The following is a 15,302-nucleotide window of genomic DNA, read 5'->3' as shown; positions in this document are numbered from 1 at the left end:
GGAGAGCATGATGAAACTTTATATCTACGAACACTGCCCGTTCTGCACGCGCGCGCGGATGATCTTTGCCCTCAAAGGTCTTCCTGTCGATCTTGAGGTCGTCATGGAAGGCGATGTTGAGACACCCACCCGGCTGATTGGAAAAAAGGCAGTACCCATTCTGGAAAAGGAAGACGGCACCCATAAGGGCGAGAGCCTGGATATCGTCCGCTATGTCGATGTCATCGGAACTCGGGTGCTGCTCGCGCCACAGGACGAGACTCTGGATGCCTGGGTCAAGGAAATCTGGCCCATCGCACTCAAGCTTTTCATCCCTCGTTTCGTCGAAGGTGATTTTTCGGAACTCGCCACGCCGCAAGCCAGAGAGGCCTATCGCCAGCGTGAGGAGCAAGCCTTTGGTGACTTGCAGGTGTTGCGTAACGCAACGCCGAAACTGGTGGCCGATGTAGAACCCATGTTGCAGGCGCTGTTACCGTTATTGAAGGGCAGAGCGACCCTAGGGATCAACGACATCACGCTTTGGCCAGTGCTGCGTTCGCTTTCCATCGTCCGCGATATCTCTTTTCCAGAGGCATTGCGTTCCTTTATGGAGCGCATCAGTCAGAAATCCGGCGTGGAATTACTGTTCAAGCAGTCCAGCTGATCGGTTCTTCCCTACGGGATTATAGCTAGGCAGAACGCTTGTGCAGGGCTAATACGCTGATGGCAACCGTCAGCGTACCGGTATACGCCCTAATGTTGCCATTGGCGGCGATTACTCATGTCTGAAAATGAGCTACCTACCGTGTCTAGTTGCTTCAGCAATGTACCCTGGGATTCGGGGATTTCCGAGATGACGGGCGCTTGCGGGACGGTGCTGTCCCTGAATGTGCGCAAGAAAGTGCTGCACATCAACGAGCAGCGACTTGCGTTGAAGCCAACTTCATGCAAACTTTTTGCGGTTCTGCTTCGACATGGGGGCAAGTCGTTAGTCGCAAATCATTCTGATTGATGTCTGGGGATATGACTTTGATCCAAGTACTAAGATGATTGATCTCCAGATTTGCCACCTTCGCAAAGTGCTCAATACCCTACAAGCTCCTTTCGGGATCAAAGCTCATCGAGGGATTGATATTTCTCTTAACTGTGTCCTCGCATAAGTATCAAGAACGAGGCGGCGCTTAATACCATGTGACACTATTGTCAGTGTTGGCCGTTTTTCGATCAGTTGTGAGGTTGTGGTGGGATCTTCAGAGGCGACTACGCATTCATCATGCGTGCGCAGTCGCTATGCTGGATGTCAAAACTTTATTGTGTAATCTATGTTTGCTCTTATTTCATTGTCATCTTTAAAGGTCGCCGCAGAACTTAAATCGTTTCGGTAGAATGCATGCCGGACTCTAAAGGCCAAATTCTTTGCCGGTCCCGACTGAACGACGTAAGAAAGTTCCAGGTCTTTGGACGACTCCGTTAGGTTGCCCCTGCCAAGATTGGGTAAATCAATGTTCGTTCCTCTCAAGTAGCGAATCATACCTGTTAGCCCTGGGATGCCCATCGCCACAAAGTTGTAGTCGTATCGCAGAAGCATCGTTCGTTCTTTCGGGTTCACGAAATCCGCGCTCATCGTCCCATCACTCAGAACGACGGGCTCGCCCCCTGCGAGGTAGGCGAATGCCGTATCTCCAGTTTGATACATGTAGCCCACGCCAAACGTATGGCCACCCGTTTGGTAGCTCAGCGTTAGCCCGGCATTAAGGTTGTCTACCTTGCCCGCTTCTGCACGGCCGTTCTCTCGGCTGTCGAAAACCCTCAATTCGGTTTTCAATTTCCCGGGGCCAACTGCAATGGAGTGTATGCCTCCAATGAAGTCTTGCTCATAGATATTTTCAAGCGCTGCATGGAAATAGCGTGCTGTGAAATTTTCTGATACGCGATAATCGCCACCCAGATAGTCGAAGCGATCAGAAAACACGCCAGGCCGGAACCGTCCGTTCGGTGAGGCCATAGCGATGTGTTGGTTGTTTGTTGAGTCTCGCAGATTGACTCGATCCATCCGCCCAGCTTGGAACGTGAGGTTTTCGATTTCCGAGCTAGTTATCGACGCTCCTCTAAAGGTCTGCGGCAGGAGGCGGGCAGGGCTGGCAGTAATTACGGGAAGCGAAGGAAGCTGTGTGCCAACAGAGAGATACGTCTTTGAGAACCGCGCTTTCACCGCCACGCCGAGTTCCGAGTATTCGTTCTTGGCTCTGCGCGTCTGAGGATCTATAGGCAAGAGTTGAGTACCTGACCGCTCAGGTGATGAGTCAAGCTTCACACCCAACATCCCCGTCAGATCCAAACCCAAGCCCACGGGACCTTCTGTAAAACCTGAGTTTGCTCTGAAAATGAAGCCTTGTGCCCACTCACGGACCGCGGAAACAGGCGAGTCGCCTTTGTAGTCCCGATCGAGGTAATAGTTTCGGGTGGTCAAAGCAACGGAACTGTCTTCAAAAAATGCTGCTGAAACAGAAGTGCTCATGCAAAGCGATGGCACGCCCAGCGCAATCAGCGGCAAGCAATCGGAAAAACGTCGCATCGGATTTACCTTCTTTTTATTTTGGTATTTCAGAGGCTTGTTGCAGAGCGCAGGGGAGCGGGTGGACTTATTCTCAGTAGCGCGACAGCGATAGAGGCGAGAACGAACGTCATTGCAAACAGCATGTACAGGTCAGAAGGCGTCCACTGCGCGTCGATCAAGCGTCCAGCCACAAGAGGAGAGGCGATTGCGCCTGCCCGGCCAATACCGATACCCCAACCCAGGCCAGTCACACGCTGGCTTGCATCGTAAATGGCCGGTGTTAATGCGTAGAGCCCCGCGACACAACCATTGACGAAGATGCCGATCAAGATAGCCAGAATGAATGCTAAGTTCAGCGTGTCTGTAAATTTCACAAATACCGCGAGCAGCAAAGCGTTGGCGAGGAGATAGATCATCAGCACCCTGGACAGCCGGAAGCGAGCGGCCAATAGCCCTACTAGCGCTGTTCCGAATATGCCACCTACATTAAGAAGCACTCCGCCGGTGATACCTTGCTCGTTGGACAGTCCCGCAGTGACCAGCAATCTTGGCGTCCAGCTCATGACAAAGTAGAAACCGAACATCACCAGGAAGAACGAGGCCCAAATCAGCAGCGTTGAGCGCAAGAGGGCAGGAGAAAATAGCTGAGCAAACGATGCACGCAGTGATGGGCGCTCAATCTGGCTCGACGCAGGCATTTCGCTGAGCGGTGCGAGTTTTACTCTGAGGCGCAGCTGGTTGATACGCTTGATTGCGCTTTCAGATTTGCTCGACATCAAAAACACGAGCGATTCCGGCAGCCACATGAACAGCACAGGAAGCGTTGCGAGGGTGACGAACCCGCCATAAAGAAAGACGGATCTCCATCCCAGCGCAGGAATCATTTTTGCTGCGATTAGCCCGCCAATGGTTGCGCCAAGCGCGTAGGCAGTTGATTGCAGGCTGATTGCGAGCCCTCGCCAACGCTTGTTGGCGTATTCACCCGCGATGACATAGCTGCTGGCCAAGATGCCACCAATTCCCAGACCGGTAACGAAGCGCAAAGCTGCAAGCATTTCCGGGCTGGTAGCTTGGGAAGATGCGATCATGCCCGACCCTGCTACGCCTACGCATACAAGTATTAGCGGTCGGCGGCCGAAGCGGTCGGCCCAGGGAGCAATGAACAGTGAGCCGATTGCCATGCCGACTAAACCTGCGCTCAGTAGATAGCCTAGTCGCAGGCCGTTGAGCCCCCAGTCAGCCGCTACAGAAGAGGCAGTGAAGGCCATCACCAGAACGTCGAATCCGTCCAGCATATTGATTACAAAGCAGAGAGCGATGACCCACCATTGGAAAGCGGACATCTTCTTTTCGTCGAGCTGATTTCCGGCGTAGTTACTCATGATTGCGGGCCTCTTGAGTGTTGAAAGGCCGGAAGGGAAAGCTGGCGGACAGGCTGTCCACCCCTGCCTGAGGGGAGAGTCGGGTAGACATGGCGTTACCTTTTTATTGTTGTGATCAGTGGCACATGCAAAGCGACTTGCTGAACCCAGGCATCAAGCAGATGTGATGCCTGGGTTCTCGATGAGTTAGCTGCTAGTGACCAAAGGTTTTATGCGGGTCGATGACAAACTTCTTGGGAACCCCCGCATCGAACTCGCCGTAGCCTTCAGGCGCCTGATCTAGACTGATCACCTGCACACCCACCACCTCGGCAATGTTGATGCGATCCCACATGATCGCCTGCATCAGCTGGCGGTTGTACTTCATGGTCGGGGTCTGGCCGGTGTGGAAGCTGTGCGACTTGGCCCAGCCAAGGCCAAAACGAATGCTCAGCGCGCCGATCTTGGCGGCGGCATCGACCGCGCCCGGGTCTTCGGTCACGTACAGGCCCGGGATGCCGATGCTGCCAGCAACGCGGGTCACTTGCATCAGAGAGTTCAGCACGGTAGCCGGTGCTTCGTGCTTGGCACCTTCATGACCATGGCCACGGGCCTCGAAGCCAACGGCGTCGACGGCGCAGTCCACTTCCGGCTCGCCGAGGATGTCGACGATCTGCTCGTACAGCGGGGTGTCCTTGGACAGGTCGACCACTTCGAAGCCCTGGGACTTGGCGTGGGCCAGACGGGCCGGGTTCAGGTCACCCACGATCACGCAGGCGGCGCCCAGCAGGCGCGCTGAGGCAGCGGCGGCCAGGCCGACCGGGCCGGCACCAGCAACGTAGACGGTGCTGCCTGGGCCAACGCCGGCAGTGACAGCGCCATGGTAGCCGGTTGGCAGGATGTCGGACAGGCAGGTCAGGTCACGGATCTTCTCCATGGCCTTGTCGCGGTCAGGCAGCTTCAACAGGTTGAAGTCGGCGTACGGCACCAGCACGAACTCGGCCTGGCCACCGGTCCAGTCGCCCATGTCGACATAGCCATAGGCACCGCCGGCGCGGGCCGGGTTGACGGTGAGGCAGACGCCGGTGTGCATCTCTTTGCACGAGCGGCAGCGGCCGCAGGCGACGTTGAACGGTACCGACACCAGGTCGCCGATTTTCAGGCGTTCTACATCACGGCCCAGTTCGACGATTTCACCGGTGATTTCGTGCCCCAATACCAGGCCGACCTGGGCGGTGGTGCGGCCGCGGACCATGTGCTGGTCGGAGCCGCAGATATTGGTGGAGACTACCTTGAGGATTACACCGTGCTCAATCTTCTTACCCCGCGGATCCTGCATTTTGGGGTAGTCAATTTTCTGTACCTCTACCTTGCCGGCCCCGAGATACACAACGCCACGATTTCCGGACATAGCAATGCCTCGCTCTGTTGTAGTTATCATTGAACAAGTTTCACTCTGATGCAGAGTGTTTTAGCGAACCCCTGGCGGGGCGGTGTTGCGTTTACTGCGCGTAAAAAAAGTGCATAGATACCCGCACGATATAAATGCACTGCGCACTCAACTTACGGAGTTGCAAAGCTTTTCTATGATCCGGCGCGCCCTGTTGGCGCCGGCATCAACGTGAATATCAATCATTGGCCGCTCACCAAAACGGCACATATTCCTGTATTGAGATTCGATGACAACCTTGTCTTCATCGAACGTCATCATCGTTTGCTGGACGACTTTTGCCTTCACCTCTTCGTGGTTACTTTTCGGGTTTGTGGCGATTGTCCAGAAATAGTGGCTGGTGGTTTCGGTTTCTGGTGTTACACCGTGGAACCCTCGCATGTGGAAGCCACCCCGTTTTGGGTTGTCCAAGGACTCAGTTCCCGCGTCAGCGGCACCTGTCCAAATACGTAAGTGGCTGACATGGAATTCAATTTCTTGCCACCGGTCGACGGTGTCCTTGAAAGGGTAAGCGGCGACGTATGTCGGGGGCGGAACAGAACCCGGCATGTGGCGAACGACACGCACATAATTATCGTCACTTTCTACGGTCATTTTCGCATTCATGTGAATGCTGGCATTTCCACCAATAGTGCGCAGATGGACATAACCCAAGTGGCTGAGGTCCATCAAGTTGTCGTGAATCAGTTGATACGGGGCATCGTAGTGGTACACATCACCATCAAAAAGATAGTCTCCACTGCTGTGGACATCGTAGGCTGGCGGTTCGCCGATAGGCTCAGGGTGCTCGGCGCTCCCGAACCAGATCCAGACGATCTGGTCTTTTACGACGACGTGGAACGCAGCCACCTTCGCTTTGCTGGGAATTTTATCTTGGCCCGGAATTTCGATGCATTTCCCTGCATCGTTAAACAAGAGACCGTGATAACCACAGCGCAGACCACCCGCTTCAAGGGTGCCGTCTGAAAGAGGCAAAGCCCTATGGCAGCAGCGGTCCTCAAGGGCAGCTACCTTTCCATCTGCAGTGCGGAACATTACGACTGATTTGTTCAGCAAGGTTCGGCCTACGGGACGATCCTTGAGTTCCCAGCCCAGCGCAGCTACGTACCATTGGTTGAGCGGGAATGTGGATGGTTTAGCAGGCGAAATTTCGTGGGCAAGCGAGAGAGGGGAGGCAGTCATAGTAGTCTCCGTTACACAGTGAATGTTTTATGGAAATCAAAGGTCGAGGACGAGCCGAGGCGACTTTGCCCGGGAACAACAAGGCGTGAAGCAGTCATTCCTGGCGTGTTCATCTGCCGTCATGAATTGGTCCCTGTGATCAGGGATGCCTTCCAGTACGCGGGTCACGCAGGTCCCGCAGACCCCTTGTTCACAGGAGGTTTCTATCTCGACGCCTGCCTCGTCCAAGACCTCGAACACGGTACGGTCGGCCGGAACGTCGAAGGTTCTGCCGCTGCGGGCGAGCACTACCTCGAAGCTGGCGTTGGCGTCATGATCAATGGTTTGCCCGGCAAAGAACTCTCTGTGCATCCGTGCCTGCGGCCAGCCAGCAGCCCCACCTGTTTCAAGCACGTGATTCATGAATCCGGCGGGGCCGCAGACGTAGAGATGGCGTCCCTCATCAACCGTGTCGAGTAGCGCGGCAGCATTCAGTTTTTGCTGTTGTGGGCTGCTGTCATCATGAAGAACTACGCGATCCGCGAATGGTGCGTCAGCGAGAGCGTTCACGAAGGCTGCTCGCTCGCAGGAGCGGAAGCAGTAGTGAAGCTCGAAGTCAGCGCCTTGATGGTTAAGCTCATATGCCATTGCAAGGATCGGGGTGATGCCGATGCCACCCGCAAAAAGGAGATGATGCGTAGCGCTATGATCCAGTTTGAACAGGTTACGGGGCGCGCTGATGGTCAGTTTGTCGCCTTGGTTGACCACCGTGTGCATCGCCTCAGACCCACCGCGGGAACTGGGCTCGTTGAGGACACTGATCAGATAGCGATTGCGCTCTCGGGGGTCATTGCACAGCGAGTACTGGCGAATAAGCCCACAAGGGATATGGACATCGATGTGAGCACCGGCCTCGAAGGGTGGCAAGGTTTCCCCATCTACGGGACTCAATTCAAAGCTACAAACACCCTCAGCTTCGTTTGCCTTTCGGCTGACGTTGACTTGAAGCATTACTTACCCCTCCACACTTAAGTGGCTACAAAAAATACGGGAGGTTAATTCAACTGTGGGGAGGTCAGCCTGGTGCGAACGGAGGTAGTCCAGGATTGCGGCTGGATACGTGGGAGGCGGATGGATCGCGATTTTTCATGGCACTACCTGATAATTATTCTTGTGAGGTGCTTTGACGGCATATCATGCTGGGCTGGCCCCAGCTATCGGTTGAGTTAATCCTCGGATCAATTAGTTGCGGTGTCAACTAATTTCTAGAAATGCAGATTGGAGGTGTGCGCTCAATGGCCTCGGAAGCCCAGCTGGACCTCGCTCGCTACGTGCCAGCGCTGCTGAATTTTTTATCCAACAAGCTCTCGTCAGGCGCCTCCCAGTGCTACCGGAAACACTTCGAGATAGGCGTTGTGGAGTGGAGGATGCTTTCCATGCTGGCTGTGGAAAGCGGGATCACTGCCAACCGTATCTGCCAGGTGATCGGTCTCGACAAGAGTGCTGTCAGCCGCTCCCTCCATGCTCTAGAGGTGGCAGGGCGGGTCTGCACTGAGGTCGACCCTGCTGATGGAAGGCGCTATACCGTTTCGCTTACCGAAAGCGGCAAGGAGTTGTACAACCGAGTCTTGAAGGTTGCACTGGAGCGCGAGCGTCGCCTGCTGAGCGGCCTTTCTCCATCGGAAGTGGATACGCTGATTAATCTACTGGGTCGCCTGAACGCCCAGGTTGCCAACGTTAATCAATACGACCCAGAAAAGCCTTAGGGCTTCATCTATTCGTTTCAACTGGTCTCAGTGCTTTAAAGCTGTCCTCTTGGGCAGCTTTTCTCTGTAGATCATCTCACTCTCACTGCGCAATCCTCTCTCGCTCTGTCGTTCGCTCAGGTATCGCGGTTCACGATAGGTCGCATCCGAACAAGCGATTAGTCAGAGCAAACCCTGCACGTCAATCTGTCGCCAACTCCTGGTTTATCCCGCCTGGGAGAGGTCACTCAGATCTACACGCCTGCCATGGCTGGGCAGCCTAACCCAGTTCTCGGTGACAGAAAAAATGCCAACAAAAAAAATAAGAGAGGGTTTGTTCAATGGCTTTTCGCTCCTATGCCATATCGCGGCGTGCACCCTTCGCCGTGACTGTTGCTGCCGCGTTGGTCTGCGGTCTTCCAAGCGCTCAAGCGTTTGAATTCCAAACCGGTTCGCCTGACCTGACCCTTCGGTGGGATAACACGCTCAAATACAGCTCTGCCTGGCGCCTGAAGGATCAGAGCAGCAAGTTATCCAGCGGTCCCGTTGCGCTCAACCAAGATGATGGTGATCGCAGCTTCAACAAGGGTCTCATTTCGAATCGTCTCGATGTTCTCTCTGAGATGGATCTTGGCTATCGAGACTTCGGTGCTCGCGTCAGTGCGGCCGGTTGGTTCGATACCGAGTATCAGAAGGATAACGACAACAACGACCCCAGCCGCGCAAACGCCCGCTCAGTGGCGTATGACGAATTCACTGATGACACCCGTCATCTGCATGGCGGTGATGGTGAGTTGCTCGATGCGTTCCTCTACTGGAACGGCAGTGTCGCAGACCGCGCATTGTCTGTTCGGGCCGGGCGTCATGGTCTCATTTGGGGCGAAAGCCTGTTCTTCGGTGCTAACGGCATTGCGGGAGGCATGGCCCCGGTTGATGTTGTGAAGGCCATTTCCGTACCCAATACCCAGTTCAAGGAGATCACTCGTCCGGTCAGCCAGCTTTCCACGACCTATCAGCTGACCGACGATCTGTCGGTGGGTGCCTACTATCAGTTTGAGTGGGAAGAGACGCGTTTACCGGGTGCTGGCAGCTACTTCTCGGTTAGCGACACGATTGGCGAAGGCAACGAGCGCTTGATCGTTGGGGAGCCTTTCCCACCTTTCCTGGGCGGTAATCCGGGCAGTCCCGCCGCGTTCTTTCACGGTAACGATAAAGAAGCGAAGAGTTCAGGCCAGGGTGGCCTTCAGCTGCGCTACAACGCAGATACGGTGGAATACGGGCTCTATGCAATCCAGTATCACGATAAAACCCCCAAGCTTTATCTAAAGCCAGGCACGACGGGGCCGAATTTTGCGACCGGCCAGGTCGGTGAGTACTACTGGGTCTACCCCGAGAATATACGTGCACTCGGGGCGAGCTTCTCCACGGCCGTGGACGAATACAGCTTCGCAGGTGAGGCCTCCATGCGTTGGAACATGCCTCTGGTTTCGAACGGCCAGACGGTGTTGCCAGGGCTTCAGGCAGACAATGACGACCACCCTCTGTATGCCGTGGGGCGCACAGCCCACTTGAACCTCAACATGATTGCTTCGTTGGGCCCTTCGTTCATTTCGAACGAGGCCAGCTTGGTTGGAGAAGTCGCCTGGAACCGCTTGCTGAGCGTGACAAAAAACAGGGCTGCGCTTGATCCTGGTGCAACGGATGACGGTGTCGGCATCAAGCTTGTGTACTCACCTACCTATCGCCAGGTTTTCCCCGGCATCGATCTCAGTGTACCTGTGGGTATCAGCTACTTCCCGATGGGCAAGTCCGCGGTCGTTAGCTCATTCGGGCCTGATAAAGGCGGCGACTTCAACGTCGGCGTAAGCGCTACTTACATGGACCGAGTCACATTCGGTCTGACGTACACCCATTACTACGGCCCTGAGGACACCAACCTCAATTCGGCCAACCAGTTCACCTTCAAACAATCACTGAAAGACCGGGACTACCTGGCCTTCTCGGTTAAAACAACATTCTGAGGGGACTCGCATGACTACACCATTTTCTCTCAAGACACTCTGCGCAGTATTGATCAGTACCGCTGCGTTGAGCCTGCCGCTCGCACATGCCGCTGGGCCTGATGATCTTGGCAAACAATTGACCCCGCTGGGGGCCGAGCGTGCGGGTAACGCCGATGGCAGCATCCCAGCCTGGGATGGTGGATACGTGAAGGTGGACCCCTCATTCAAAGAGGGAGGGAAACGCGGCGATCCGTTTGCAGCGGACAGGCCTCTTTTCAGTATCACTGCCAAAAATGTGGATCAATATGCCGCTCGCCTTAGTGAGGGCACCAAGGCGATGTTCAAGCGCTACCCAGAGAGCTATCGCATTGATGTTTACCAGACTAGGCGCACCGCAGCTGCACCTCAGTGGGTATACGACAACACATTGAAAAATGCTCGCGAGGCCAAGCTGGTGGAAAGCAGCGCGGGCTTGATTCCTGAGGGCGCTTACGGCGGTATTCCATTCCCAGTGCCTAAGAACGGGACGGAGGCGATGTGGAACCATGTCCTGAACTGGCGTGGCACCTCCGTAGCGATGGACTTCCGTCACTACTTGATGACAGCCGACGGCGCGCCCGTGATGACCACCGACGGTAAGGCTATCCAAGAGATGCCTTATTACTACAAGGATGGCAGTGCATCGACCTTCGATGGCGATTACTGGCTCTTCCGCTTGCTCAACGTAGGGCCACCACTGCGTGCTGGCGAACAGATCTTGGGGCGCACCAACCTTAACGGCGATAAGACTCAAGCACATGTGTACCTGACCGGGCAGCGACGCGTGCGCAAGCTTCCCAATGCATGTTGCGACACACCGACTCCAGCTACCGCGGGTGTCATGTCGTTCGACGAGTTGAGTGTGTTCCAAGGTCGAATGGATCGCTTCAACTGGAAGCTGGTCGGCAAGCAGGAGATGTACATTCCGTACAACACCAACAAGGTGCAAGTAGCGTCGAAGCCGGAGGATCTTTTCTCCAAGCATCACATGAATCCTGACTACGTTCGCTGGGAGTTGCATCGTGTATGGGTAGTGGAGGCGGACCTGGCTCCTGGCAAGCGCCATCAACTGCCTAAAGGGCGCTACTACCTTGATGAGGACACCTGGCAGGCCATGCTGGGTGATCGTTGGGACGCAAATGGCCAGTTGTCTAAAACACTCTGGTCGCTCCCGATTGTAATGCCTGATCTGCCCGCAGTGGCTCAATTGTCTTCCGGCTTCTATGACCTGGTCTCGGGTGCGTGGTTTGTCCAGAACCTCTACGCAGGCAAGGATCAGCAGTACGCGGTCGTCGACAAGTACAAGCCAGCCGAATTCTCGCCCGCCGCAATGGCCGGACGTGGCGTGCGCTGAGTGTGTGAGGAGGGCTTTCGGCCCTCCTTTTCCAGCTAGGAATTCGAGGTAGATATGAACACATTACGTCAGCTTGGCGGCGTGTTGCTTGCCTTGCTTTTGCCGGCAGCCCCACATTGCCTAGCGCAGGCATCACCTCAGGACCTTAAGGTGGGCAACGTGTTGAGCAGCCCCGCAACTAAGGTTCCTTCCCCGCAGCGGGCTGTTTACACGGCATTGGCGCGGGCGGGGGATCGCATAGTGGCGGTAGGGGAGCGAGGACTGATTGTCTGCTCTGACGACAATGGTCAGCAGTGGCGTCAGGCGACCGTCCCCGTGTCCGTAGGCCTGACTGCTGTGCAGTTCGCCGATGACAAAAACGGATGGGCTGTTGGGCACAGTGGTGTCGTGTTGGTTACGCACGATGCGGGTGAGACTTGGCTGTTGCAGTTGGATGGCCGGCGCGCTGCTCAGCTGGAGCTTGCTGCCGCTGAGAAAGACGCTTCCAACGCAGTTGATTCCGAAGCTTCGGATAGCCGCTTGGAGACTGCCAAACGCTTGATTGCAGAGGAGCCTGACAAACCCTTGCTCGCCTTGGCCATAACCGACGCCAAGCAGGTACTTGTCGTTGGGGCTTATGGTCTGGCTCTGCGAACTGAAGACGGTGGCACGACCTGGCACTCGGTAATGGGCCAGATCGACAATCCCATGGGCCTGCATCTTTATGCTGTAGCTCGCCAAGGTGACACGTGGATCTTGGCCGGAGAGCAGGGCTACCTTGCTCGCTCCCGCGATGGTCAGAGCTTCCAGCAACTGGAAGTCAGTTACCCAGGTAGTTTGTTTACCCTGGCTCAACGCAGTGATGGGGCGATGCTGATCGGCGGGCTGAAAGGGCACGCATTTGTGCTGCCGAGAGGTTCCGATAGCCCAGAAGAAGTACCACCTCAAGCACCGGTTACCTTCAGTGACGCGCTCACTTTACGTGATGGCCGAGTGCTGCTGACCAATCAGGCCGGTGGGCTGTTTGCCAGTTCCCTGTCTGCGTTCAAGCCCGTTCTTGAACCGTTGAAAAAGCCCGTCTCGGCAGTGATCGAAAATAACGACGGTAGCTTGGTGTTCGCAGGCTTCACCGGGCTTTCGCGTGTCGCGCAACCCGTAGTAGCGGTTTCGGAGTGAGTGTTATGAATTGCGCTAGCCGCCAACCAATCCCCTCTGGCCCCGAGGGGTTCGATCCACGCTCGGGCTCTATCGTCGAGCGGGCTCTGTTCAATCACCGTCACTGGGTGCTTCTGCTTTGTCTTCTGGCAACTGTTCTGCTCGGCTGGCAGTCAACCCGGCTCGAACTCAACGCCAGTTTCGAGAAAACGATCCCTACTGGGCACCCCTATATTTCAAACTACCTGGACCGGCAAAAAGAGCTGTCCGGTTTGGGAAACGCATTGCGTATTGCGGTGGCTAACCGCAATGGCGACATTTATGACCCAGAGTACCTCCGGGCGCTTCAAGCCCTCAGCGAAGAAATCTATCTGGTCCCAGGGGTAGACCGTGCCTACATGAAGTCGCTTTGGACGCCTGCGACCCGCTGGGTTTCGGTTACTGAAGAAGGCTTGGACGGTGGGCCGGTAATCCCAGATGACTACGATGGCAGTGCCAAATCGATAAACGAGTTGCGTCGAAACGTACAGCTTTCGAATGAGATCGGTCAGTTGGTGGCGTTCGACCAGCGCTCGAGCATTATTTACGTGCCGCTGCTGGCGCGTACGCCTGATGGCAAAGCGCTGGACTATTCGGTACTCGCGGGGCAACTGGAAGCGCTAAGGGCAAAGCACCAAGGTGATGGTGTTGACATCCACATCATTGGATTCGCCAAGAAAGTCGGTGATCTGATCGATGGATTGGAGCAGATTCTTCTATTCTTCGGCGTCGCTATTCTCATTACCACGGCGGTGTTGTTTGCTTACACACGCTGCATTCGCAGTACGCTGCTAGTCGTGGCGTGCTCTCTGGTTGCGGTGGTTTGGCAATTGGGTCTGCTACCCGTGCTTGGCCTGCAGCTCGACCCGTACTCGGTTTTGGTGCCATTCCTTGTGTTTGCGATTGGCATGAGCCACGGCGCGCAGAAGATGAACGGCATCATGCAAGACATCGGCCGTGGAATGCATCGAGTCGTTGCTGCCCGGTTCACGTTCCGGCGCTTGTTTTTGGCCGGGCTGACCGCGCTGTTGTGTGATGCGGTGGGTTTTGCAGTGCTGTTGATCATTCAGATTCGCGTCATCCAGGATCTGGCGATCATTGCCAGTATCGGGGTCGCGGTGCTGATTTTCACCAATCTAATTCTATTGCCAGTATTGCTTTCCTTCGTCGGCGTGAGCCCCAAGGCGGCACAGCTTAGTTTGCGCAGTGAGCGTGCTGAAGAGAGTGGCCAGGCCCGCCATCCGTTTTGGCGCTTCCTTGATCTATTCACTCGTAAGCCTTGGGCTTGCGCGTGCATTGGCGTGAGCCTGGTGATGGCCGTACTGGGCTTTGCTGTGAGCCTTCACTTGGCGATTGGCGACCTGGACGCCGGGGCACCGGAGCTGCGCGTTGATTCACGCTACAACCGCGACGACGCCTTCATCACCCAAGCATTCGGAGCAAGCAGCGATCTTTTCGCAATCATGGTGCAGACGCCCGCGGGTGCATGTGCGCACTATGATGTTCTGCGCAAGGTCGATGAGCTTGATTGGCAGTTGCGTAGCCTCCCAGGTGTTGATTCCACCAACTCACTGGCGCTCTTGAACCGTCGAATGATGGTGGGTTTGTCAGAAGGCAGTGCCAAATGGTACGAGTTGCTGGACAACCAGGCCATGCTCAACATGGTCACTGCCAGCGCCCCTCGGGGGTTGTACAACGAGTCGTGCAACCTGCTGACGCTGTATGTGTACCTGACTGATCACAAGGCGCAAACGCTGACTCGACTGGTTGAGCATGTCGAGGCGTTTGCGGCAGCCAATGATACCCCTGATGTGAAATTCCTCATGGCTGCCGGCAATGCGGGCATCGAAGCCGCGACCAACATCGTTGTCCGAGAGGCCAACCGCGAGATGCTTTTCTGGGTGTATGGCGCGGTGGTCCTACTTTGCCTGGTGACTTTCCGCTCCTGGCGCGCAACGCTCTGCGCCGTGATTCCGTTGGTGCTTACCTCGATTCTGTGTGAGGCATTGATGGTCTGGCTGGGGATCGGTGTGAAGGTCGCCACCTTGCCTGTCATCGCCCTAGGGGTGGGCATAGGTGTTGATTACGCGCTGTATGTGATGAGCATCATGCTGGGGCATCTTCGCCAGGGGGCCTCCCTGTCTGACGCCTACTACCGTGCTCTGCTTTCTACAGGGAAGGTAGTAATGCTGACAGGGGTGACGCTGGCAATCGGCGTAGGGACCTGGATCTTCTCTCCTATCAAATTCCAAGCGGACATGGGGGTACTGCTGGCCTTCATGTTCATCTGGAACATGGTGGGGGCACTGCTTCTGCTTCCGGCCCTGGCTTATTTTCTACTGCCTTCGACCCATCGAGCCAAGACGATGGAAGCCACTGAGCACGTCCCTGAGGATCGCGTCATGGCTGGACACTCGAGCTGATCGTTGAGCCAACAATAAAAAGAGTAAATGATCATGGAACATGAGTTGACGATGCTA

General features: G+C 55.6%; 12 protein-coding genes. 7 read left to right on the top strand and 5 right to left on the bottom strand.

The window, feature by feature from the left end; genetic code table 11:
- Positions 1-7 precede the first annotated feature (7 nt).
- Together grxB and ABRP30_RS17580 are read left to right on the top strand one after the other, a co-directional pair.
- Positions 8-643, top strand: coding sequence for a glutaredoxin 2 (gene grxB, locus ABRP30_RS17585; RefSeq protein WP_372490329.1), 636 nt, complete (start codon positions 8-10; stop codon positions 641-643).
- Positions 644-1,025: 382 nt separating this feature from the next.
- The gene (locus ABRP30_RS17580; protein ID WP_372490328.1) at positions 1,026-1,139 is read left to right on the top strand and encodes a hypothetical protein; all 114 of its coding nucleotides are present in this window, start codon (positions 1,026-1,028) and stop codon (positions 1,137-1,139) included.
- A gap of 140 nt (positions 1,140-1,279) precedes the next feature.
- Here the strand turns inward: ABRP30_RS17580 and ABRP30_RS17575 are convergent, their stop codons facing one another.
- From ABRP30_RS17575 to ABRP30_RS17555, 5 genes are all read right to left on the bottom strand, one after another.
- The gene (locus ABRP30_RS17575) at positions 1,280-2,554 is read right to left on the bottom strand and encodes an OprD family porin (RefSeq protein ID WP_349974991.1); all 1,275 of its coding nucleotides are present in this window, start codon (positions 2,552-2,554) and stop codon (positions 1,280-1,282) included.
- A 29-nt stretch (positions 2,555-2,583) separates the two neighbouring features.
- Positions 2,584-3,918, bottom strand: coding sequence for an MFS transporter (locus ABRP30_RS17570; RefSeq protein WP_349974990.1), 1,335 nt, complete (start codon positions 3,916-3,918; stop codon positions 2,584-2,586).
- 193 nt (positions 3,919-4,111) lie between these two features.
- Positions 4,112-5,308 (bottom strand): formaldehyde dehydrogenase, glutathione-independent, encoded by a 1,197-nt coding sequence (gene fdhA / locus ABRP30_RS17565; RefSeq protein WP_349974989.1) that lies wholly within the window; start codon positions 5,306-5,308, stop codon positions 4,112-4,114.
- A gap of 147 nt (positions 5,309-5,455) precedes the next feature.
- Positions 5,456-6,529, bottom strand: a complete 1,074-nt coding sequence (locus ABRP30_RS17560; RefSeq protein WP_349974988.1) for an aromatic ring-hydroxylating dioxygenase subunit alpha — start codon at positions 6,527-6,529, stop codon at positions 5,456-5,458.
- Positions 6,530-6,565: 36 nt separating this feature from the next.
- Positions 6,566-7,519, bottom strand: a complete 954-nt coding sequence (locus ABRP30_RS17555; RefSeq protein WP_349974987.1) for a PDR/VanB family oxidoreductase — start codon at positions 7,517-7,519, stop codon at positions 6,566-6,568.
- Positions 7,520-7,803: 284 nt separating this feature from the next.
- On the opposite strand from ABRP30_RS17555, the gene ABRP30_RS17550 reads away from it, so the two are divergent.
- From ABRP30_RS17550 to ABRP30_RS17530, 5 genes are all read left to right on the top strand, one after another.
- Positions 7,804-8,274, top strand: coding sequence for a MarR family winged helix-turn-helix transcriptional regulator (locus ABRP30_RS17550; protein WP_349974986.1), 471 nt, complete (start codon positions 7,804-7,806; stop codon positions 8,272-8,274).
- Positions 8,275-8,594: 320 nt separating this feature from the next.
- The gene (locus ABRP30_RS17545; protein WP_349974985.1) at positions 8,595-10,274 is read left to right on the top strand and encodes a DUF1302 domain-containing protein; all 1,680 of its coding nucleotides are present in this window, start codon (positions 8,595-8,597) and stop codon (positions 10,272-10,274) included.
- Between the two features lie 10 nt (positions 10,275-10,284).
- On the top strand, positions 10,285-11,649 hold the full coding sequence (locus ABRP30_RS17540) for a DUF1329 domain-containing protein (RefSeq protein WP_349974984.1): 1,365 nt from the start codon (positions 10,285-10,287) through the stop codon (positions 11,647-11,649).
- Positions 11,650-11,703: 54 nt separating this feature from the next.
- Entirely contained in the window at positions 11,704-12,804 is a 1,101-nt protein-coding gene (locus tag ABRP30_RS17535) for a BNR domain-containing protein (RefSeq protein ID WP_349974983.1), read from the top strand.
- A gap of 5 nt (positions 12,805-12,809) precedes the next feature.
- Positions 12,810-15,245 (top strand): MMPL family transporter, encoded by a 2,436-nt coding sequence (locus tag ABRP30_RS17530; RefSeq protein WP_349974982.1) that lies wholly within the window; start codon positions 12,810-12,812, stop codon positions 15,243-15,245.
- Positions 15,246-15,302: the final 57 nt, after the last annotated feature.

The sequence above is a fragment of the Pseudomonas sp. WHRI 8519 genome, assembly GCF_040224055.2.
GTDB lineage: Bacteria > Pseudomonadota > Gammaproteobacteria > Pseudomonadales > Pseudomonadaceae > Aquipseudomonas > Aquipseudomonas putida_X.
The sequence above is the reverse complement of the archived record's forward strand: the minus strand, read 5'-3'. Positions and strand labels throughout refer to the sequence as shown.

Bases quoted from the DNA above. Each gene is read 5' to 3' on its own strand.
- ABRP30_RS17550 (WP_349974986.1), top strand. From the start codon at position 7,804: ATGGCCTCGGAAGCCCAGCTGGACCTCGCTCGCTACGTGCCAGCGCTG.
- ABRP30_RS17545 (WP_349974985.1), top strand. From the start codon at position 8,595: ATGGCTTTTCGCTCCTATGCCATATCGCGGCGTGCACCCTTCGCCGTG.
- ABRP30_RS17555 (WP_349974987.1), bottom strand. From the start codon at position 7,519: ATGCTTCAAGTCAACGTCAGCCGAAAGGCAAACGAAGCTGAGGGTGTT.
- ABRP30_RS17535 (WP_349974983.1), top strand. From the start codon at position 11,704: ATGAACACATTACGTCAGCTTGGCGGCGTGTTGCTTGCCTTGCTTTTG.
- ABRP30_RS17570 (WP_349974990.1), bottom strand. From the start codon at position 3,918: ATGAGTAACTACGCCGGAAATCAGCTCGACGAAAAGAAGATGTCCGCT.
- ABRP30_RS17540 (WP_349974984.1), top strand. From the start codon at position 10,285: ATGACTACACCATTTTCTCTCAAGACACTCTGCGCAGTATTGATCAGT.
- grxB (WP_372490329.1), top strand. From the start codon at position 8: ATGATGAAACTTTATATCTACGAACACTGCCCGTTCTGCACGCGCGCG.
- ABRP30_RS17560 (WP_349974988.1), bottom strand. From the start codon at position 6,529: ATGACTGCCTCCCCTCTCTCGCTTGCCCACGAAATTTCGCCTGCTAAA.
- ABRP30_RS17530 (WP_349974982.1), top strand. From the start codon at position 12,810: ATGAATTGCGCTAGCCGCCAACCAATCCCCTCTGGCCCCGAGGGGTTC.
- ABRP30_RS17575 (WP_349974991.1), bottom strand. From the start codon at position 2,554: ATGCGACGTTTTTCCGATTGCTTGCCGCTGATTGCGCTGGGCGTGCCA.
- ABRP30_RS17580 (WP_372490328.1), top strand. From the start codon at position 1,026: ATGATTGATCTCCAGATTTGCCACCTTCGCAAAGTGCTCAATACCCTA.
- fdhA (WP_349974989.1), bottom strand. From the start codon at position 5,308: ATGTCCGGAAATCGTGGCGTTGTGTATCTCGGGGCCGGCAAGGTAGAG.